The organism is Nonomuraea sp. NPDC049504, assembly GCF_040676845.1.
GTDB classification, from domain to species: domain Bacteria; phylum Actinomycetota; class Actinomycetes; order Streptosporangiales; family Streptosporangiaceae; genus Nonomuraea; species Nonomuraea salmonea.
In genome coordinates this window covers 19,181-39,971 of the sequence record NZ_JBFAPT010000027.1, presented here as the reverse complement: position 1 = coordinate 39,971, position 20,791 = coordinate 19,181, and the positions used below count along the sequence as shown (strand labels likewise).

Genomic DNA, 20,791 nt, shown 5'->3' with positions numbered 1-20,791 from the left:
CAAGCGAGCGTCCAGAACAAGCTACGGGAGCAGCGCCGCGTACCGGTCGAGGACGGGCAGCACCTCGTCCGCGGGCCCGCTGGGCAGCGTCGCCACGGCCTCCTCGATGCCCAGCTCGGCGAAGTAGTCGAGCTTCTCCCTGGTGGCCAGCGTGGCGAACGGGATCACCCGGGCCATCGGCCGTCCCGCTTTCTCGCACGCCTCGCGCAGGGCGGGCAGCGCCGCCTTGATGCCGCGCCCGCCGATGGGCATCCAGCCGTCGGCGTACTCGGCGACGTGGGCGAACAGCTTCGGCCCCGCCGCCCCACCCACATGGACGGGCGGACGGCTGAGCGGCTTGGGCCAGGACCAGGCCGGCTCGACCCCCTCGAAGGAGGCCACCTCGTCGCGCCACAGCGCCTGCATGGCCATGACGTGGTGGCGGGCGATCTCGCGGCGCCGCCCGTACGGGACCCCGTGGTTCTCGATCTCCTCGACGTTCCAGCCGAAGCCGACGCCGACCACCACGCGTCCGCCCGACAGCAGGTCGAGCGAGGCGATGGCCTTGGCGGTGACGATGGGGTCGCGCTGGGCGGCGAGCAGGATGCCGGTGCCGAGCCGCAGCCGGGTGGTCGCGGCGGCGGCGAAGGACAGGGCGACGAGGGGGTCGAGCGTGCGCTTGTACTCCTCGGGCAGCTCGCCGTCCGCCGCCCCCGGGTAGGGCGTGCGCCGTGAGACCGGGATGTGGGTGTGCTCGGGCAGGTAGAGCGAGTCGAGCCCGCGTTCCTCCGCCGCCTTCGCGAGTTGCTGCACGGGCATCGCCAGGTCGGTCGCGAACATCGTGACGCCGAGCTTCATCACACCCCCACACCGATGAACCAAGCGATTGCTCGGTTAAGATTTCCAGAGTACCTTGCGAAGGACCGTCCCGCGGAGAGAGGTTCCCGGTGAAGTTTTCGATCTTCCTGAATCCGCAGATCCCAGGCTCGGGCTACGCGGCCGAGGAGAACGCCAGGGCGAAGCGCCCGATCGGCCGCGACACCGAGTCGTACCAGCGGCTGCTGCACGAGGTACGCGAGATCGCCGTGCACGCCGACCAGATCGGGTTCGACGCGCTGATGATGACCGAGCACCACTTCCACTCGGAAGGCATGGAGTTCTCGGTCAACCCGCTGATGTTCCTCACCGACCTCGCGGCGCGGACCGAGCGCATCCTGCTCGCCCCGCTCGGCCTCGTGCTGCCCGCCTGGGACCCCATCAGGGCCGCCGAGGACGTCGCGCTGCTCGACCAGTTCAGCAAGGGACGGCTGCGGCTGGGCGTGGCACGGGGCTACCAGAACCGCTGGATGAACGTGCTCGGCCAGCGCTGGCAGGCCGCCGCCGCCCGCTCCGACGGCTCGGCCACCGACACGCGGAACTTCGACGTCTTCGGCGAGGTGCTGAAGATCATGAAGCTGGCCTGGACGCAGGAGACGCTCCGCTACAAGTCGGACGTGCTCGACTACCAGGTGCCCTTCCCGTACGAGGGCATCGAGGGCTGGCCCGCCCAGGAGTGGACCCGCACGTTCGGCGCGCCCGGCGAGATCGACGACGACGGCGTGGTCAAGGCGGTGTCGGTCTGCCCCAGGCCGTACCAGAACCCGCATCCCGAGCTGTGGCAGCCGTTCACGATCTCCGACCGGTCGGTCATCAGGGCGGCGCAGGAGGACATCCTGCCGTGGATGTTCACCCCCAACCCCGACGACCACGCCCAGAAGGCCAGGCTCTACCAGGAGGAGTCGGCCAAGCACGGCCGCCACTACAAGCTGGGCGAGCACACCGGCATCCTCAAGATCGTCGGCATCGGCGACACCACCGAGCAGGCCATCGCCACCTTCGGCAGGAGCATCCCCAAGGACTTCGCCGCCTTCTTCGGCCCCTTCGGCTACCTGGAGGTGCTGCGCAAGAAGGAGGACGAGAAGCACAAGCCCATCTCGCCGGAGAAGGGCGACGCCAAGCGCATGAGGGACGTCGAGATGGCGCTGTTCGGCACGCCCGACGACGTCAAGCGCGGCATCCAGCGCATGCTCGACAAGATGCCCGACCTGGAGTGGTTCGGCCTCTACATGCAGGGCCAGCAGGGCGTGCTGCCGCTCGACACGGTCAAGCGGAACCTGGAACTGTTCGCCACCAAGGTCGCTCCGGAGTTTCGATGAAGTTCTGGCTGGGCGCCTCCTTCTCCGACACCGATCAGTTCACCGAACTGGCGCGGGCGGCCGAGCGGTGCGGGTTCGACACGCTGACGCTCTCCGACCACCTCTTCTACGCCGACTTCGCCTCGCCGTACCCGTACTCGCGGTCGGGGCGGCCCCGGTGGGACGCGCGTACGCACTGGCCCGACGTGTGGGTGACGATCGGGGCCATGGCCGCGGTCACCAGCACGCTGCGCTTCGCGCCGAACGTCTACATCGCGCCCGCCCGCGACCTGTTCACCGTGGCCAAGCAGGTGTCCACGGCGGCGGTGCTGTCGCGCGAGCGGGTCACGTTCGGGGTCGGCGTGGGCTGGTGCAAGGAGGAGTTCACGGCCACCGGCCAGGACTTCCACACCCGCGGCAAGCGCCTCGACGCGATGCTGCCCGCGCTGCGCGGGCTCTGGTCGGGCGAGACGGTCACCCTCGACGGCCTCCCGCCGCTGTCGATCTCCCCCACCCCGTCAAGCCCGATCCCCGTGTACGTCGGCGGCGACAGCGAGGCCGCCCTGCGCCGCGCGGCCCGGCTCGGCGACGGCTGGATCGGCAACCGCATCTACACCGAAGAGCAGCTCGACGAGGTGCTCGACACCCTGCGCGGGCACCTGGAGGCCAACGGCAGGTCCATCGGGGAGTTCGAGATCATCGCGCCGCTCGCGGTGCTGCCGGAGGCGGAGACCTACCGCCACTTCGCCGCCAAGGGCGTGACCGGCACGCTGGCCGCCCCGTGGTGGCTGGCCACGCCGGAGGAGAAGTCCCGGTACGGCGAGGGCACCTTGAAGCTCAAGCTCGCCACGATGGAACGCTTCGCCGAAGAGGTGATCGCCAAGATGCCCGTGTGACGTCCTGAACGGCGCTTCCAGGGCGATAGCCTCATCTCGTGCTGGAAAAGATCGCAGCCACCCGTTACGTCACCCCGCTGCGGGAGGGCGGGTCGCTGCCCGGCGTGGTCGAGGCCGACGACCTCGGCACCTACGTCGTCAAGTTCCGCGAGGCCGGCCAGGGCCGGCGGGTGCTGGTCGCCGAGATCATCGCCGCCGAGCTGGGCCGGCGTCTCGGTTTCAGGACCCCCGAGCTCAAGCTCATCGACCTCGACCCGCAGCTCGGCGTCAGGGAGCCCGACGAGGAGGTGCAGGACCTCCTCAAGGCCAGCACCGGGCTCAACCTGGCTGTCGACTTCCTGCCAGGCGCGCTCGGGTTCGACCCGCTGGCCTGGGTGCCCGACCCGGTGTTCGCCGCCAGGGTGATCTGGTTCGACGGCCTGATCCACAACGTCGACCGCAGCTGGCGCAACCCCAACCTGCTCATCTGGCACCGCGACACGTGGCTGATCGACCACGGCGCCGCCCTGTGGTTCCACCACAACTGGCGCACCGCCGACCCGCAGCGGCCGTTCGACGCGGGCGACCACGTGCTGGCGCCGTTCGCGGGCGACGTGGGCCGCGCGGGCGTCGACCTGGCCGGGCGCATCGACCACGACCTGCTGGAGAGCGTGACGGCCCTGGTGCCCGACGAGTGGCTGGCGGGCGAGCCGGGCTTCGACTCCCCCGCCGCCGTGCGGTCGGCGTACGTCGAGCATCTCCTGGAGCGGGCGCACGGCCCGCGCGGCTGGCTGGTGGCAGGCGAGCAGCAGGCCCACAAGACGGCGGGCCCCGGCTCGGTCGGCGCGTTCTGGCGGGAGGGCGGGAGCCGATGAGCAGGGACGTCTACGAGTACGCGGTGATCCGCGTGGTGCCGAAGGTCGAGCGGGGCGAGCAGATCAACGCCGGCGTGCTGCTCTACTGCCAGCCGCGCGGCTACCTGTGCGCCAAGGTCGAGCTCGACCCCGGCCGGCTGCGGGCGCTCGACCCGGGGGCCGACGTCGAGGGGGTGCGGCGGGCGCTCGGCGCGTATGAGCTGGCCTGCGGCGACGAGCCCGGCCCGCTGGCCGGCGAGTCGCTCGGCGGGCGGTTCCGCTGGCTGACGGCGCCGCGCAGCACGATCGTCCAGGCGGGGCCGGTGCACGCGGGGCTGACCGCCGACCCGGGCACGGAGCTGGCCCGGCTCTTCGACAAGCTCGTACGCGTATAGCCGAGCCTGCGGTGATGGGGGTGGCTCCTGGGTAGGTTTCTCCGGGAGGAAGGAGATCGTCCATGAGCGTCCCGCACGGGCAGGCGCACGACCTCACCCTCGGGGGCGGGCGTCCTCTGAGGCTGCGCGACCTCCAGGACGCCGGCGCGTACGTGGTCGACGACCGCGGCCGCATCATCGAGGTCAACCCCAACGCCGAGCGCCTGCTCCTGCGGCGCGCCGGCGACCTGCTGGACCACGACGCCCACGACGCCCTGCACCGCGGCAGGCGCGGCGAGGCGCTGCCGCACAGCCGGTGCGTGATGCGCCACGCCCTCATCTCCGGCGGCACCGCCTCAGGCGACCAGGAGTGGATGGAGCGCGGCGACGGCACGCTGATCCGCGTGAGCTGGCTCGTCACCCCCTGCAGGGTCGACGAGTCCGCGACGGGCGCGCTGGTGATCTTCCACCCGGCCCCCGACACCGAGGACGGCGCCGCCGAGCCGCCCTGGCAGAACCCGTCGCTGTCGGAGCTCGAACGCCTGGCACTGCTCGCCGAGACGACCGCCACGCTCACCTCCAGCCTCGACGTGGACGCGACGCTGCGCCACCTGGTGCGCCTGGTGGTGCCGCTGCTGGCCGACTGGGTGGTGGTCGACCTGCTCGACGAAGAAGGCACGATCTCCCGCGCCGTCGTGGTCCACTACGAGGACGGCACGCTGACCCACCGCGACGACCTGCAGCGGCAGCTGCCACCCGTCACCGAAGACTCCCCGATGCCGCTGTCGCGGGCGCTGCGCGGCGTCACCGCGACGCTCATCAGCCCGCAGAGCTACCAGATGCCGCCCGACACCGGCATCGCCGTCGCCCAGCAGGACCTGCTGGCGCAGACCGGCATCAAGTCCGCGTGCATCGCCCCGATCCGCGGCATCCGCGAGGTGATCGGCGCGCTGACCCTCGGGCGGTCCGAGCGGGCCCAGCCGTACACCGCGGGCGACCTGCTGCTGGTCGAGGACATCGCCCGCCGTGCCGGGCTGGCGCTCGACAACGCCCGCCTGTACGAGCGTCAGCGCCGCGTCGCCGAGACCATGCAGCGTCACCTGCTGCCCCGCCTGCCGGTGGTGTCCGGCCTGGAGATGAGCGCCTGCTACGTGCCGGCCCCCGACGCCTCCCAGGTCGGCGGCGACTGGTACGACGCCTTCACCCAGGCGGGCGGCGCGCTGGGCCTGGTGATCGGCGACGTGGTGGGCCACGACCTCGACGCCGCCGCCGGCATGGCCCAGGTGTGCAACATGCTGCGGGCGTACGCGGGAGAGATGGACAGCCTGCCCAGCGCCGTCGTCGGCCGGCTCGACCAGGCGGTCTCGCGCTTGGCCGAGGCCACGATGGCCACCGTCGTCTTCGCCCGCGCCGAGCCCGTGGACGGCGGCTGGCGGCTGCGCTGGACCAACGCGGGCCACCCGCCGCCGCTGCTCGTCGAGCGCGACGGCGCCACCCGGTTCCTGGAGGAAGGTGGGGGCCTGCTGCTCGGCACCGGCATCTGCGTGCCCCGCGAGGACGCGGTCGTCGACCTGCCGCCGCACTCGAGCGTGGTGTTCTACACCGACGGGCTCATCGAGTCACCCAGCCACAGCCTGGACGACGGCCTCGAACGGCTGCGCAGGGAGGCGTCGGCGCTCGGCGGGCACAAGCTCGACGGCTTCTGCGACCGGCTGCTGCGCAGAGTGCGCCCCGACGACAACGACGACGACGTGGCGCTGCTGACCCTGCGCGTGCCCGGCTAGAACAGCACCGACATGAACGTGTCCACCTCGTGGAAGCCCACCTTGCGGTAGACCGCGCGCGCCGAGTGGTTGTAGTCGTTGACGTAGAGGGTGACCACGGGGGCGAAGCAGCTCATCGCCGCCTCCACCACGGCCGCCATCCCGGCCACCGCGTGACCCTTGCCGCGCAGCTCCGGATCGACCCAGACCCCCTGGATCTGGCAGGCCTGCGGGGTGACCGCCCCGATCTCGGCCTTGAACACCACCCGGCCGTCGTCGATCCGCGCGTACGAGCGGCCGATCCTGATCAGCTCCGCCACCCGCGTACGGTAGAGCGCGCCGCCGTCACCCAGGTTGGGCGAGACGCCGACCTCTTCGGTGAACATGGCCACGCACGCCGGCAGCAGTATGTCGAACTCCTCGGGCCGCACCCTGCGCACGAGCGGGTCGGCCGGCACCGGCGGCCTGCTGGAGATGGCCATGACCGGCTGCGCCCAGCGGATCGCCCGCGCCCGCCCCCAGTGCGGCTCCAGCCGCTCCCACAGCAGGCTGACCGCGTCGACCGGGCCCACGATGGACGAGCAGCGCCGCCCCTGCTTGCGGGCACGGTCGGCGAACGCGTGCACGGCCTCTGGACCGGCGTTGACCGGCACCATGTTGGCGCCGGCGTAACAGAGTGACACGAGGCCACCGCGCGTCCCGAAGCCCCACATCTGCCCGCCCAGCCGCGCGGGGTTGAGACCGACGGCCCGCACCCGCGAGGAGACGAAGACGTTGGCGACCGGATCGGCGTCGAGCAGGGCGAGAACCTCGTCCCGGTCGTTGTCGTCGAGCACGCGCGACGCCGATGTACGCAGCATCACAAAGGTCAGACTACGCGAAGGGTTACCGAATAGCTCATCCGGAAATGCCCACGGTAACCCTTTCTTGACGTCCGACCTGTGCGCGGCCCGCCCGGTGCGTCAGCGCGCGCCCTTCAGCAGGTTCAGCGCCCCGAGGAGACCCAGCAGGTCAGGGGCCCGCGAGCTGCCCGACGCCATGTGCGCGGCCGGCTTCGGGTCCGCCGCCGCGGCGCAGGCCGCGCCGGTCCTCGGCAGCGTCCCGTCCCGCAAGTACGTCACCAGGTGCCGGTCCATGCAGGTGTTGCCCGACAGCGTCACCCCGTGGTTGCCGCCCTGGTCCACCACCAGCTTGGCGCGCGGGAACCGCTCGGCCATCTCCAGCGCCCCCTGGTACGGCGTCGCCGCGTCGTCCTTGGACTGCAGGATGAGGAACGGTGGCAGCTTCGGCGAGTCGTGCACCTGCACCGGCGTGCCGCCCCGCACCGGCCAGAACGCGCACGGGGCGTTGTACCAGGCGTTCGGCCAGGTCAGGAACGGCGCCTTGCGGTGCATCCTGGTCATGTCGGTGCGCCACTTGTCCCACTTGCGCGGCCAGCGCGCGTCGCTGCACTCCACGCCCAGGTAGACGGCGTAGCCGTTCTCGTCGGCCGCGTCGTTCTTGCCGTGCCTGGTGTAGACGTCGGTCAGGCCCGTGACGTCGCCGTCGCGCACGTACGACGACCACGCCTGCGCGAACGACGGCCACACCTTGTCCGTGTAACCGGCCAGCGTGAACGTGTCGTCCAGCTCGCTCGGGCCCACCACGCCGCCCGCCGGGTGCGAGCGCAGCCGGTCGCGCATCGCGTAGAAGGCGAACGACGTCTGCTTGACCGTGGAGCCCAGCTTGTAGACGTCGTTGTGGCGGGCCGTCCAGGCCAGGAACTGGCGGTGGCGGCGTTCGAACGAACGGTCCTGCTTGAGGTTGGAGGCGTACCAGACGCCGCCTGGATCGACCGTGCTGTCCATGACCAGGCGCCTGATGCGGCTCGGGAACAGGGTGGCGTAGACGGCGCCTAGGTAGGTGCCGTACGAGTAGCCGAAGTAGCTGATCTTCTCCTCGCCGAGCGCGGCGCGGATGCGGTCCATGTCCCTGGCGGAGTTCTCCGTCGTCAGGTGCGGCAGCAGCCACGACCACTGATCGCCGCAGCGCTTCGCGTAGCCGGCGGCGCGGGCCAGCAGCGCCTTCTCGTGCGCCCTGTTGCGCGGGATCTGGTCGAGCCGCGGCGCCTTGTAGTACGTCTCGGCGTCCACGCAGTGCACGGCGGGCTCGCTGCCGCCGACGCCGCGCGGGTCGAAGCCGACGATGTCGTAACGCTCGGACACCTCGGCGGGCAGGGACGTGGCGACGTACTCGGTCAGGGCCCGCCCCGGCGAGCCTGGCCCGCCCGGGTTGATCAGGAGCGTCCCCAGATGACTGCCGCCCCTGGGCACCTTGGCCTTGATCCGGTTGAGCGCCAGCTTGATCGACTGACCCCTCGGCCGCTTGTAGTCGAGCGGCACGCGTACGGTGGCGCACTCCAGCGCCGCCGACGCCGCCTTGCCCGCCACCTTGGGACAGGCCGCCCAGGCGACGGCCGCCTGCGCCTGCCTCACCCCGGCCGACGTCGTTCCCCCGGCCACCGCCCCCGCGGTCCCACTCGCACTTCCGACCCCGGCGACGAGCACCGCCACTCCGGCGACAACCCCAGCTACCCGCTTCACCCGGCCCCCTTCCTGTCATAGGCCCTGCGATGCTCCCGCGAGCGACCAGGCGACCACGAAGGGTATGGGGAAAAGCTTGCCAACCTGTAATGGCTCCATTGCCCGGCGTGACCGAGCGACCTCGGCCCTGACCGGCCCGCACTCGGCCGAGCAGGCCGGTCGGACAGGGATGAGGGTCAGCTGACGGTGACGGTGGGGCCGGTGGTGTCGTCGTCGAGGTCGACCTCGACGCCCATCTCCTCGGCGAGGCGCAGGGCCTCCTCGATGAGGGTTTCGACGATCTGCGACTCCGGCACCGTCTTGATGACCTCGCCCTTGACGAAGATCTGGCCCTTGCCGTTGCCGGAGGCGACGCCCAGGTCGGCCTCGCGGGCCTCGCCAGGGCCGTTGACGACGCAGCCCATGACGGCCACCCGCAGCGGCACCTTCATCCCCTCAAGGCCCGCCTGGACCTGGTCGGCCAGGGTGTAGACGTCGACCTGGGCCCGCCCGCACGACGGGCAGGAGACGATCTCCAGGCCGCGCTCGCGCAGCCCCAGCGACTCGAGGATCTGGGCGCCGACCTTGACCTCCTCGACGGGAGGCGCCGACAGCGAGACCCTGATGGTGTCGCCGATGCCCTCGGCGAGCAGCGCGCCGAAGGCCACGGCCGACTTGATCGTGCCCTGGAAGGCCGGCCCCGCCTCGGTGACGCCGAGGTGGAGCGGGTAGTCGCACTGGGCGGCCAGCAGCCGGTACGCGTTGATCATCACGACCGGGTCGTTGTGCTTGACCGAGATCTTGATGTCGCGGAAGCCGTGCTCCTCGAACAGCGAGCACTCCCACAGCGCGGACTCCACCAGCGCCTCTGGCGTCGCCTTGCCGTACTTCTGGAGCAGGCGGGGGTCGAGGGAACCGGCGTTGACGCCGATGCGAATGGGCACGCCGGCGTCGGAGGCCGCGCGGGCGATCTCGCCCACCTTGTCGTCGAACTTCTTGATGTTGCCGGGGTTGACCCGGACGGCCGCGCACCCGGCGTCGATGGCGGCGAAGACGTATTTCGGCTGGAAGTGGATGTCGGCGATCACGGGGATCTGCGACTTCTTCGCGATCAGCGGCAGCGCGTCGGCGTCGTCCTGGGACGGCACCGCGACGCGGACGATCTGGCAGCCCGACGCCGTGAGCTCGGCGATCTGCTGGAGGGTGGCGTTGACGTCGGCGGTCACCGTCGTCGTCATCGACTGCACCGAGACGGGGGCGTCGCCGCCCACGGGCACGCTGCCGACCATGAGTTGCCGGGAGTGGCGGCGTTCGGCGAGCGGCTTGGGGCGGACCGTCGGGATGCCGAGAGCTACAGGAGACATTTCAACCCTTACTGTGACGACGCTTTCCAGTCTAGGTAGCTAGCGGGACTGCCCGGCTGTGAGTTCGGCCGCACGGGCCCGCGCCCAGGCGTCGGCCGCGAGCACCTCCTCGACGGAGCCGGCCGGGGTGACCTGGTGTTCTTCGACGACCTTGGCCACGGTGTCGACGATGCCGAGGAACGGCAGATCGCCGCGCAGGAACGCGTCGAGGCACACCTCGTTGGCGGCGTTGTAGACGGCGGGCGCGGTGCCGCCCTCGCCGCCGACGTGCCTGGCCAGCGCGACCGCGGGGAAGGCCACGTCGTCGAGCGGCTCGAACGTCCAGGTGTGGGCCTTGGTCCAGTCGATGGGCCGCGCGGCCCCCGCGACGCGGCGGGGGTGGGCGAGCGCGAGCGCGATCGGCAGCCGCATGTCGGGCGGGCTGGCCTGGGCGATGGTGGAGCCGTCGACGTATTCGACCATGGAGTGGATGATCGACTGGGGGTGGACGACGACCTCGATGCGGTCGAACGGCAGGTCGAACAGCAGATGGGCCTCGATCACCTCGAGCCCCTTGTTGACCAGGGTGGCGGAGTTGACGGTGATGTAGGGGCCCATCGACCAGGTCGGGTGGGCCAGCGCCATCTCCGGCGTGACGTCGGCCATCTCCTCGCGCTTCATGCCCCGGAACGGCCCCCCGCTGGCCGTGACCACCAGCTGCCTGACGCGGGAGGGGTCGTGGCCGTCGGGACCCGCGGCCCACAGGCACTGCTGCAGGGCGGAGTGCTCGGAGTCGACGGGCAGGATCTGGCCCGGCGCGGCCAGCCGCTTGACCAGTGGCCCGCCGATGATCAGGGACTCCTTGTTGGCCAGCGCGAGCAGGCGGCCCGCCTTGAGGGCGACCAGGGTGGAGGCCAGGCCGAGCGCGCCGGTGATGCCGTTGAGCACCATGTCGCACTCCCAGCCCGCCACCTCGGCCACCCCGTCGGGGCCGCCGAGCACGACCGGCTTGACGCCGTGGGCCTCCAGCGCCTCGCGCAGCGCGGGCACGGCCGAGGCGTCGGCCACCGCCACCGCCTCGACGCCGAACTCCGCCGCCTGCCTGGCCAGCAGGTCGACCCTGCCACCTCCTGCCGCCAGCGCCGCGACGCGGAAACCGCCGGGGTTGGCGGCGATGACGTCGAGGGCCTGCGTGCCGACTGAACCGGTGGAGCCGAGGATGACGACGGAGCGGAGGGTCTCTGCATGCACAGACCCATTCTCCCCGCTGTGCCGGGCGCTCAGGCACGACGGGGCCGCCGGGCCAAAATTCGCCGCCTTATGTGACACGAGATAACCCAGTTCATTTATGTCGGAATATCGTCATATCGGAATGCGCGAATCTTGAGAAATCCGGATATTGCGGCGGCTACGTTCCAACCCCGAGTCCGTTTTAGGGAGGTACGTAATGCACCGCAAAATCGCCCTGCTTTCCGCCGCCACGCTGACCGGCACCTTGCTCGCCACCGCGCTCCCCGCCGCGGCGGCCCAGGCTGCGTCCTCAACCGGGTCCCAAGCCGGGTCCCGGATTGCGCCCCGGCCGAAGCCGGCGCAGCACGCCGCCGCCGACACGGCGTCCGAGCGGCGGCAGGCGATGACGTACTGGACCGAGCGGCGCATGGAGGCCGCCCAGCCGCTGGACGTCCCCGACCCCAAGGTGGCGCCCAATGCTGCGGAACCCCGCCAGGGCACCGCGTGGACCGCTCCACCCACCCGTGGCGGGTCGGGCGCCACCACGCAGGCGGCGCGCAGCTCGGGCGCGGCGTGGACCAAGGGCGGCGCGGTCACGCGTACGACCGGGCGGATCTTCTTCACCACCCAGGGACGCAACGCCTCCTGCTCGGGCACCGCCGTCACCAGCGCCAACAAGAGCGTGGTGCTGACCGCGGGCCACTGCGTGAAGATGTCCGGCGCCTTCCACACGAACTGGGTCTTCGTCCCCGGCTACGACAGAGGTCAGCGCCCCTTCGGCACCTGGCCCGCCACCCGGCTGCTCACCACCCCGCAGTGGAACTCGGGCGAGGACATCAACTTCGACGTGGCCGCCGCCGTGGTCGCGCCGGTGAACGGCAAGACGCTGGTCGACACCGTCGGCGGCCAGGGCGTGGCCTTCAATCAACCGCGCAGGCAGCAGATGTACGCCTTCGGCTACCCGGCGGCGGCGCCGTACGACGGCTCGAAGCTCGTCTACTGCGGCGGGCGTACGTTCGACGACTTCCTGGCCAGCCGCGGCCTCGGCCTGACCTGCGACATGACCGGCGGTTCGAGCGGCGGTCCCTGGATGCTGAATTTCACCGAGTCGACCGGGCTCGGCACCCAGAATTCCGTCAACAGCTTCAAATACAACTTCGCCCCCAACTGGATGTTCGGCCCCTATTTCGGGACCGAGGCCCAGGCCGTCTACCAAGCAGCGCAAACCACCAACGCAGCCTGAGGAATTCACCGAAAGTAGTCACAAGAACACATCTCGTGGGGCACACTCGGGGGCCATGACCTTGAGCACCCCCCTGCTTGCGGCCGCCTCGCTCATGGCGGGGCTGATCGGCCCCGCGCTCGCCGGCGCGGCACCCGTCCGCCAGCAGGCCGACACCCAGGCCGGGACCCAGACCGGGGCTCAGACCGGGACCCAGGCCGTCGTCTCCGCGAGTTTCGCGGAGCGCGGCGACCTCCACGGTGTCCTCCACGGCGACCTCCACGGTGACATCGTCGAGCACGTGGCCGCCAGGACGGCCTCCGACCAGCGGCGCGTGCTCGCGTACTGGACGCCGGAACGCATGGCGAAGGCCCTGCCGATCGACGTGCTCAGCCTCGTCGAACGCGGCCTCACCGGCGGCCTGAGCGGCATCACGAAGGTCCTCACGGGCAGCGCCGCCCCCGCGAACAGCGGCCCCGCGAGCGGGGCGCCGACGCGAGGCGCCGCGGGGCCGCTCAGCGGTCCGGCGGGAGCGAGCGGCCCGGCGGGAGCGAGCAGTCCGGCGGGAGCGAGCAGTCCGGCGGGAGCGAGCGGCCCGGCGAGGGCGGGTGGGGAGTCGGCGGTGCCGTCGCCGCGTGAGCTCATGGCGGCCGCCCGCCCCCTCGCGCCGGCCAGGCCCGCGAAGCCAGCCACCAGCACGGTCGGCTCCCGCTGGATCACCGGCGGCCAGGTGGCGAGGACCACGGGCCGGGTGTTCCTGACCGTGGCGGGCGCCGACTTCGTCTGCTCGGCGAGCACGGTCAAGAGCGCCAACAGGGACGTCGTGGTCACCGCCGGCCACTGCGTGAAGGACGGCTCCGGCGAGTGGGCGGCGAACTGGACGTTCGTCCCGGGGTACGACACGGCCCACGAGCACCCGTACGGCCAGTACACCGCCCGCCGCATGTTCGTCGCCGGCCCGTGGTCGCGCAGCGGCGACGACAACTACGACGTCGGCATGGTCGCCCTGGCCACCTCCAGGGGCCGCCACGTGACGGACGTCGTCGGAGCCCAGAGCATCGCCTTCAACACGGGCCGCGGCGGCCAGGCGTTCGGCTTCGGCTACCCGGCGGACCCGCCGTACGACGGCTCGCACCTCGTCTACTGCGCGGGCCGGCTCAAGAACGACCCGCACGGTCAGACCCGCGACCAGGGCCTCGGCTGTGACATGACGGCGGGCGCCAGCGGCGGCCCGTGGATGACGTCGTTCGACACCGCGACGGGCAGGGGCACGATAACGTCGCTGAGCAGCTTCAAGTACAGCGACGACCACCGCACGATGTACGGCCCGTACTTCGGCGACACGATCAAGTCCCTCTTCCGCACGGCCGAACGCGCCTAGGAGGAGGGGATCAGGACGGGCGGGGTGACGGGCGCGCCGCGTCACCCCGCCGCGGTTCCTACAGCGACAGCCCGGTCAGGACCATGACCTTCTCGTACGTCAGGTCCTCCATGGCCGAGTGCAGCCCCTCGCGTCCGATGCCGGAGTCCTTGACCCCGCCGTACGGCATCTGGTCGGCCCGGTACGACGGCACGTCCCCGATGATCACGCCGCCCACCTCCAGCTCCCGGTTGGCGCGGAAGGCGGCGTCGAGCGACCGGGTGAACACCCCGGCCTGCAGCCCGTACTTGGAGTCGTTGACCATCGCGTAGGCCTCGTCGATGGACGCGGCCGGCTGCAGGATCATGACGGGCCCGAAGACCTCCTCGCAGGCGACCTTAGCGTCGTGGGGCACGCCGGCCAGCACGGTCGGCTCGACGGTGGCGCCGTCGCGCCCGCCGCCCGCGAGCAGGGTGGCGCCGGCGTCGACCGCCTCGCGCACCCACTGCTCGACCCGCTCGGCGGCGGCCTCGGAGACGAGCGGCCCGACCTGGGTCTTCTCGTCGGAGGGGTCGCCGGTGACGAGCGCGTTGACGGCGGGCAGCAGCCGCTCGGCGAAGGCGTCGTAGACAGACTGCTCGACGATCACCCGCTGGACGGCGATGCAGCTCTGCCCGGCCTGGTAGTTGGAGTAGAGGGCGATGCGCTGGGCGGCCCAGTCGAGGTCGGCGTCGGCGAGCACGACGGCGGCGGCGTTGCCGCCCAGCTCCAGCGTCACGTGCTTGCGCGGCACCTGGTCGGCGATGGCGTAGCCGACGGGCGCGGAGCCGGTGAACGACACGACGGGCAGCCGGGGGTCGGTCACGAGGGCGGAGGCGCGCTCGTTCTCGATGGGCAGCACCGAGAACATGCCGGCGGGCAGGTCGGTCTCGGCCAGGATCTCGCCGAGCAGCAGCGAGGACAGCGGGGTGGCGGGCGCGGGCTTGACGATGACGGGCGCGCCGACGGCGATGGCGGGGGCGACCTTGTGGGCGACCAGGTTCAGCGGGAAGTTGAACGGGGTGATCGCCAGCACGGGGCCCTTGGGCACGCGGGAGACGTAGGCGAGGCGGCCGGCCGCGGCGGGCTCGGTGTCGAGCCGCTGCACGCCGCCGGACCAGCGGCGGGTCTCCTCGGCGGCGAAGCGGAAGGTGGCGACGGCCCTGCTCACCTCGCCGCGCGCCCACATGATGGGCTTGCCGTTCTCGGCGGTGATGAGGTGGGCGATGTCGTCGGCCCGCTCGGCGAGGCGGCGCGAGACGTGGGCGAGCGCCTCGGCGCGTACGTGCACGGGCAGCGCGGCGGCCTGCCCGGCGACCGCGGCGGCGGCCGCGACGGCCTCCTCCACCTGGGCGTCGGTGGGCACCCAGTGCCGCGCGACCGCGCGGCCGTCGTGGGGGTTGGTGACAGTGAGCTCGGTCTCCCCGGTCGCGGCGCGGCCGGCCAGCCAGAAGGTACGCACGTCCATACCCCGACGTTATGCCACGCGTGCACGGGGGATTTACACCACGATGCACAAGACTCACACGAGGGCTCACCGTTAAGTACAAGCCCTGTTGTATACCCATGATGTAACAGAAGTAGACCCAATTCGGGATGTTTACCATGCGGAGTGGTTTGAGGGATCTCCGCCATGGCTAAGTCATCGAGTGCGGGTCTCCAGCGCGGTGGGCCCTCGATCAGAAAGGCGTGGGCCCCGTGACCGAACGACGTGAGGTCACAAGGACGCATAGCTCCTTGGCCGCAAGGGAGGTCTCATGACCTCGGCGCCTCTGGGACTGCAGGGTGCTTACCTCCTGGGCGAGCGCGCCACCCACGACGAACTCCGCTCGCGTCTCCTCGACGTGGCCGTCAACCTGCTCCAGAGCGACGGGCCCGACAGCCTCACCATGCGCAGGATCGCCGCGGAAGCCGGCTGCACGACGACCGTCATCTACACGATGTTCGGCAACAGGGAAGGGCTGGCGGAGGCGCTCTATCTGGAGGGGTTCGAGCGCTTCCGCCGCTATCTGGAGGCCGTGCCGCAGCGGCGCAACCCGTACGAGCACCTGACCGCGCTCGGCCCCGCCTACCGGCAGGCGTGCCTGTCGGAGCCCGGCTACTACAGCCTCATGTTCGAGCGCGCGATCCCCGGCTTCGAGCCCAGCGAGCGCGCCCGCACCCTCGCCCGCGCCGCCCTGAACATCCTCGACCGCGTCATCGCCGACTGCATCTCGGCCGGCTACCTCATCCCGACGCAACCCCGCAAGATCGCCGACGCGTTCTGGGCGGCCGCTCAGGGCGCGATCAGCCTGGAGCGGGCCGGGCACCTGCGCGACGGGCGCACGTACGAGGCCGTGACGACCGCGATCATCTGCTGTTACCAGGTCGAGAAGCCGGAGTAGCGCGGCCGCGCAGCGGCGGGCGGCCGGCCGCCTCCAGGGCGAGCCACAGCTCCGCGCGCACGCCGGGGTCGTCGAGGTCGCGGCCCAGCAGCTCCGCGACGCGTCTCATGCGGTAGCGCAGCGTGTGGCGGTGCACGCCGAGCCGCTGCGCCGCGGCGTCCCAGTGGCCGTTGCTCTCCAGGTACGCCCGCAGCGACTCCATGAGGTCGGCGCGGGAGCCGTACGCGGTGAGCGGGGCCAGCACCGCCGTCGAGAACGCGTGGGCGGCGGCCGGGTCGAGCAGCGCGAGCAGCCCCTGCCCCGCGAGCTCGCCGAACCTGACGACCGGGCCCCTGCGCGTGTCCAGGGCCGCCTCCAGGGCCCGCCTGGCCTGGTCGAGCGCGTCGCGCAGGGTGCCGTAGCCGGTGGGCAGGCTCGCCCCGACCGGCGCGTCCGCGCTCAGGGCCACCTCAGCCGCCTCCTGCTCGGGCACGAGCGCGACGACGTCCGGCACGCCGGTCAGCGCGGTGAACGTGACCGCCTCCAGCGCGTCCAGCGCGTCGGGTCCCGCCGCGAGCACCACCACGGGTGCGGCGGGCAGCCGGCCGCCCAGCCTGCCCAGCACCGCCCTGGCCCGCTCCTCCTCCCCCGCCAGTAGCAGCTCCAGCACGGCGGCCCGCAGGCTGCGCTCGGCCGCGCGCTGCGCCCTGCCCTGCTCCATGGACAGGGTGAGCAGCGAGCCCGCGGCGTTGATCACGGTCTGCGTGACGGGCGTGAACGCGTGCCCGGCCCCGACGGCGAAGAACCCCCGTGGCCGCCCGCCCCCACCCAGCGGCTGCACCACGATGTGCTCACCGGGCGCGGAGAGCGCCAGGCTCGCCGGCATCCGCCCATCCCCCGCCTCGGCCCGCCGGGGGGTGTCCAGGGGGCGGCCGCGGCGGCGGGAGAGCTCGGCGGCGACCGCGTCCGTCCTGGCGTCCGGCGTGGCGTGGCGGACCTCGCCCGACTCGTCCAGCAGCGCCGCCCACCCGCCGACCTCCTTGGCGAGCCGGTCGATGACGGCGTGCACGCCCTCGGGCCGCAGCGCCGCCCGCGTCAGCCGGCCCTGGGCGGCGAAGGCGCGGCTGATCTCCTCGTACTGCTCGGCCGCGAGCAGCTCGCTGACGACCTTGCCGATGGCGATGAACGGCGTCTCGCGCGGCACCTCGAGCAGCGGCAGCCCGGCCGCCTCCGCGGCCTCGACGAGGGCGGGCGGCGTCTCCTCGTGCGAGACCCCGACGCCGAACCCGAGCCCGGCCACCCCGCGCCTGACGAGGCGGGCGACGTAGCCGGTCAGGTCGCCGTCCATGCGCAGGCCGGTGGTGAGCAGGAGTTCGCCGCCCTCCAGGTAGGGTGTCGGGTCGGCCAGCTCGCTGACGGCGACCCAGCGGACGGCCGCGTCGAGCACGCCGGGCCCTGAGGTGCCGGCCAGCGGCCTCAGGTGCATGCGGCGCATGACGGTCTGCAGCGTAGGCGGCATGCGGAATTTGTCCATTTCGGCTAAGACGACCACTCCCAGTGTTACATATCGACCTATCGGCGCAGGTGAAAGCCCGCCATAACGTCGAAGCATGAGCATTCCCCAGGAGCGGCGCGTCGTGACCGCCATCCCAGGCCCGAGGTCGCAGGAGTTGCTGGCCCGCAAGCAGGCCGCCGTCCCACCCGGCATCGGCACGACCCTGCCGGTCTTCGTCACCCGCGCGGGCGGCGGGGTGGTGCAGGACGCCGACGGGAACTCGCTGATCGACTTCGGCTCCGGCATCGCCGTGACGAACGTGGGCAACGCCGCGCCCAAGGTCGTCGAGCGGGTGCGCAAGCAGGTCGCCGAGTTCACCCACACCTGCTTCATGGTCACCCCGTACGAGTCGTACGTGCAGGTGTGCGAGAAGCTCAACGAGCTGACGCCGGGCGAGCACGAGAAGCGTACGTTCCTGGTGAACTCGGGCGCCGAGGCCGTGGAGAACGCGGTCAAGATCGCCCGGCACGCGACGGGCCGCCCTGGAGTCGTCGTGTTCGACCACGGCTACCACGGCCGCACGCTGCTGACGATGACGCTGACGGCCAAGAACATGCCGTACAAGCAGGGGTTCGGGCCGTTCGCGCCGGAGGTCTACCGGGTGCCGCTGGCCTACCCGTTCCGCTGGCCGACGGGCCCTGACAACTGCGCGGATGAGGCGGCCGATCAGGCCATCGACCTCATCACCAAGCAGATCGGCGCCCAGAACGTGGCCGCCGTGGTGATCGAGCCGATCGCGGGCGAGGGCGGCTTCATCGTGCCGGCCAGGGGTTTCCTGCCGCGCATCGCGGAGTTCTGCCGGGCGAACGGCATCGTGTTCGTGGCCGACGAGGTGCAGACCGGCTTCGCGCGTACGGGGACGCTGTTCGCCTGCGAGGACGAGGGCGTCGTGCCGGACATCATCACCACGGCCAAGGGCATCGCGGGCGGCCTGCCGCTGGCGGCGGTGACCGGGCGCGCGGAGATCATGGACAAGGTGCACGCGGGCGGGCTCGGCGGCACGTACGGCGGCAACCCGCTGGCCTGCGAGGCCGCGCTGGGCGTGCTGGAGACGATCGAGTCCGACGACCTGGTGGCCAGGGCCAGGCGGATCGGCGAGATCATGCTGCCCCGCCTGGAGGCGCTCAAGGAGCGCTTCGGCGTGATCGGGGACGTCAGGGGCCGGGGCGCGATGATCGCGATCGAGCTGGTCGAGCCGGGCACCAAGGAGCCGAACCCGGCGGCCGTCGCGGAGGTCGTCAAGCGCTGCCACGCGGAGGGCCTGCTGGTGCTGACGGCCGGCACGTACGGCAACGTGCTGCGCTTCCTGCCGCCGCTGGTCATCCCCGAGCACCTGCTGGAGGAGGGCCTCGGCATCCTGGAGAAGGCCATCGCCGACCTCTAGACGAAACCCTACGAAACGGGCACCCAGCTTGCGGCTGGTTGCCCGTTTTTGTGGTGTAAAAGGCGTCGCTCGGGTAGAGAATTCACCCTGACTTGACGCTCAGCAGGACGCTCACGGCCACGGTCAGGGTTATAACGGTTGCGACATGCGGAGAGTCCCATGGGCGGTGGGAGCGTGATGAGCTGGGGTGCGACCAGAACGGCGCAGGACATGTTGACGTTCGACCCTGAGGGCCTGACCTGGGCCCAGCGCGACGGCGATGCCTGCGTCGTCTGCCACAAGCGATGGCCGCGCCCGCGCGTGCGCGTGGGCCGCCTGCCCGACGACGCACCGATCCTCGCGTGCGCCGACTGCGCCGAGGCCCTCGTGCCGGCGCCCATGGCCACCGTGGTGGCCTTCCCGTCCCGCTGACGCACGACGAGCGCGGCGAGACGCCCCGGGACAGAGGGGAAGGCCCGGGGCGCCTCAGAGCGAGCCCGCCCAGCGGGGGAGAAGGGCGAGCCCGCGGCACAGTCAGGTGGGGGCGGCCACCACTTACTTCATGAGCTCCTGCCACCGCTTGGCCCAGGTGGCGTAGTCAGTGCATTCCCCGTCGTCCGCGCGGCAACCCCCGGGCGGGCGCACCGCGAAGTCCACCTTGCCGAGCCGCTTGTCGTCGCCCATCCCGTACGCCCGGCACATCGCCCTGGCCCGCCCCTTGCACGCCTTGCCGTTGGCGGGCGCCATGCCCGTCCACGCGGCGGCGTCGCGCTGCGCGTCGGTCGCGGTCACCCAGTTGAGCCAGCGGTAGGCGCAGGTGGCGTCGGGGACGTTCGCGCTGAGCATCCAGGAGTCGAGCCAGCCGAGCGTGGCCCGCGTCTTCACCGTCTCGAGGGGCACCCCCGCCTTCTGCAGGAGCAGCCGGTAGTAGGGGGTGAGCTGGGCATAGTCGAGCGCGCCCGTCGCGAAGCCCTTGACGAGGTCGACGGGGTTGCGCCAGTAGGTGCGGTCCTTATTGCGGTCGAGCAGCGCCATCGCCTTGTCGAGGTCGGCCTCGCTCAGCTCGTACGGCTCCTTCGCCCCCTCGGCCAGCGCCGCGGCGGCGATCGTCAGAGGGCTGTCCCTGAGCGCCGCCCGCGTCGAGGAGAACACCTGCTCAAGGTCGCCGCCCGTGTTGCGGTCGCGGACGAACTCGTCGTACGCCCACAGGTACGGCACCCCGTACGACTTGCCCGACACGGTGGTCATGTCGCGGAACCGCTTGTCGAGGTCGGTGTAGCCGCTCACCTTGGCCGGGTCGATCGGCTGCGCCCACTTGCGCTCGATCAGGTCGGCCGCCAGCACGGGACCGGCCGTGACGACGTCGTAGGGCCGGTCGTCCACCCGCGCGGCCAGCTCCTCAGCGGTCTGCGCGATGTCGAGCCTGGCGATGCGGCAGCCGGTCTCCTTCTCGAACGAGCCGACCCAGTTGACGCGGGAGCTGACGCCGCCGTACTCGGCGTAGCCGCGGTAGGTGAGGATCTGCAGCGTGCCGTCGAGCTGGGTGGCGCTCGGCGTGGGAGTGGGAGTGGGGCTCGCGCTGGGTTTGGCCGTGGGGGTGGGCTGGGGCCGCACGCCCTGAGGCCCGGGAACGGCCGCAGGAGCCGCCACGCCCACGCCCGCGACCAGCGCCGTCGCGGCGAGCGCCAGGGCATAAGTACGACGACCGTTCACGATGTCCCCCCTTGTCCGTCGTG

At 71.7% G+C, this 20,791-nt stretch carries 18 protein-coding genes; 10 read left to right on the top strand and 8 right to left on the bottom strand.

Annotated elements, in window-relative coordinates:
* Window positions 1-21 precede the first annotated feature (21 nt).
* Window positions 22-837: a TIGR03619 family F420-dependent LLM class oxidoreductase gene (locus tag AB0K28_RS39465; RefSeq protein WP_364380373.1), complete on the bottom strand. Its 816-nt coding sequence runs from the start codon at window positions 835-837 to the stop codon at window positions 22-24.
* A gap of 89 nt (window positions 838-926) precedes the next feature.
* On the opposite strand from AB0K28_RS39465, the gene AB0K28_RS39460 reads away from it, so the two are divergent.
* From AB0K28_RS39460 to AB0K28_RS39440, 5 genes are all read left to right on the top strand, one after another.
* On the top strand, window positions 927-2,174 hold the full coding sequence (locus AB0K28_RS39460; RefSeq protein ID WP_364380370.1) for an LLM class flavin-dependent oxidoreductase: 1,248 nt from the start codon (window positions 927-929) through the stop codon (window positions 2,172-2,174).
* Window positions 2,171-3,049: a TIGR03619 family F420-dependent LLM class oxidoreductase gene (locus AB0K28_RS39455; RefSeq protein WP_364380367.1), complete on the top strand. Its 879-nt coding sequence runs from the start codon at window positions 2,171-2,173 to the stop codon at window positions 3,047-3,049. The genes AB0K28_RS39460 and AB0K28_RS39455 overlap by 4 nt, the downstream gene beginning before the upstream one ends.
* 38 nt (window positions 3,050-3,087) lie before the next feature.
* The gene (locus AB0K28_RS39450; protein ID WP_364380364.1) at window positions 3,088-3,903 is read left to right on the top strand and encodes a HipA family kinase; all 816 of its coding nucleotides are present in this window, start codon (window positions 3,088-3,090) and stop codon (window positions 3,901-3,903) included.
* A complete protein-coding gene (locus AB0K28_RS39445) occupies window positions 3,900-4,277 on the top strand; it encodes a DUF3037 domain-containing protein (protein WP_355425906.1) in 378 nt (125 codons plus the stop codon). The genes AB0K28_RS39450 and AB0K28_RS39445 overlap by 4 nt, the downstream gene beginning before the upstream one ends.
* Before the next feature lie 62 nt (window positions 4,278-4,339).
* Window positions 4,340-6,040 carry a SpoIIE family protein phosphatase gene (locus AB0K28_RS39440; protein ID WP_364380361.1) on the top strand — a complete coding sequence of 567 codons (1,701 nt, stop codon included), beginning with the start codon at window positions 4,340-4,342 and terminating at the stop codon, window positions 6,038-6,040.
* On the opposite strand, the gene AB0K28_RS39435 is transcribed toward AB0K28_RS39440, so the two are convergent.
* The 4 genes from AB0K28_RS39435 to dxr form a co-directional block, all read right to left on the bottom strand.
* Complete coding sequence (locus tag AB0K28_RS39435; protein ID WP_364380592.1) at window positions 6,037-6,879, bottom strand: GNAT family N-acetyltransferase; 843 nt, start codon at window positions 6,877-6,879, stop codon at window positions 6,037-6,039. The two genes, AB0K28_RS39440 and AB0K28_RS39435, sit on opposite strands and share 4 nt — an antisense overlap.
* A gap of 102 nt (window positions 6,880-6,981) precedes the next feature.
* Entirely contained in the window at window positions 6,982-8,601 is a 1,620-nt protein-coding gene (locus AB0K28_RS39430; RefSeq protein WP_364380358.1) for an alpha/beta hydrolase, read from the bottom strand.
* A gap of 176 nt (window positions 8,602-8,777) precedes the next feature.
* Complete coding sequence (ispG, locus tag AB0K28_RS39425) at window positions 8,778-9,944, bottom strand: flavodoxin-dependent (E)-4-hydroxy-3-methylbut-2-enyl-diphosphate synthase (protein ID WP_364380355.1); 1,167 nt, start codon at window positions 9,942-9,944, stop codon at window positions 8,778-8,780.
* 39 nt (window positions 9,945-9,983) lie between these two features.
* Window positions 9,984-11,174, bottom strand: coding sequence for a 1-deoxy-D-xylulose-5-phosphate reductoisomerase (dxr, locus tag AB0K28_RS39420; RefSeq protein ID WP_364380352.1), 1,191 nt, complete (start codon window positions 11,172-11,174; stop codon window positions 9,984-9,986).
* Window positions 11,175-11,370: 196 nt separating this feature from the next.
* Here dxr and AB0K28_RS39415 point away from each other — a divergent pair, with 196 nt between their 5' ends.
* On the top strand, window positions 11,371-12,396 hold the full coding sequence (locus AB0K28_RS39415; protein ID WP_364380349.1) for a peptidase: 1,026 nt from the start codon (window positions 11,371-11,373) through the stop codon (window positions 12,394-12,396).
* 55 nt (window positions 12,397-12,451) lie between these two features.
* A complete protein-coding gene (locus AB0K28_RS39410) occupies window positions 12,452-13,756 on the top strand; it encodes a trypsin-like serine protease (RefSeq protein WP_364380346.1) in 1,305 nt (434 codons plus the stop codon).
* A gap of 58 nt (window positions 13,757-13,814) precedes the next feature.
* Here AB0K28_RS39410 and AB0K28_RS39405 read toward each other — a convergent pair whose 3' ends face one another.
* Window positions 13,815-15,242, bottom strand: a complete 1,428-nt coding sequence (locus AB0K28_RS39405) for an aldehyde dehydrogenase family protein (protein ID WP_364380343.1) — start codon at window positions 15,240-15,242, stop codon at window positions 13,815-13,817.
* A gap of 289 nt (window positions 15,243-15,531) precedes the next feature.
* Here AB0K28_RS39405 and AB0K28_RS39400 point away from each other — a divergent pair, with 289 nt between their 5' ends.
* Entirely contained in the window at window positions 15,532-16,158 is a 627-nt protein-coding gene (locus AB0K28_RS39400) for a TetR/AcrR family transcriptional regulator (RefSeq protein WP_345398244.1), read from the top strand.
* Here AB0K28_RS39400 and AB0K28_RS39395 read toward each other — a convergent pair.
* Window positions 16,124-17,656 (bottom strand): PucR family transcriptional regulator, encoded by a 1,533-nt coding sequence (locus tag AB0K28_RS39395; RefSeq protein WP_364380340.1) that lies wholly within the window; start codon window positions 17,654-17,656, stop codon window positions 16,124-16,126. The two genes, AB0K28_RS39400 and AB0K28_RS39395, sit on opposite strands and share 35 nt — an antisense overlap.
* Window positions 17,657-17,747: 91 nt before the next feature.
* Between AB0K28_RS39395 and gabT the strand changes: the two genes are divergently transcribed.
* The gene (gene gabT / locus AB0K28_RS39390) at window positions 17,748-19,076 is read left to right on the top strand and encodes a 4-aminobutyrate--2-oxoglutarate transaminase (protein ID WP_364380337.1); all 1,329 of its coding nucleotides are present in this window, start codon (window positions 17,748-17,750) and stop codon (window positions 19,074-19,076) included.
* Window positions 19,077-19,235: 159 nt separating this feature from the next.
* Window positions 19,236-19,487 (top strand): hypothetical protein, encoded by a 252-nt coding sequence (locus AB0K28_RS39385; RefSeq protein ID WP_364380334.1) that lies wholly within the window; start codon window positions 19,236-19,238, stop codon window positions 19,485-19,487.
* Window positions 19,488-19,610: 123 nt separating this feature from the next.
* On the opposite strand, the gene AB0K28_RS39380 is transcribed toward AB0K28_RS39385, so the two are convergent.
* Window positions 19,611-20,768, bottom strand: a complete 1,158-nt coding sequence (locus tag AB0K28_RS39380) for an extracellular solute-binding protein (protein ID WP_364380331.1) — start codon at window positions 20,766-20,768, stop codon at window positions 19,611-19,613.
* Between the last annotated feature and the right edge of the window lie 23 nt (window positions 20,769-20,791).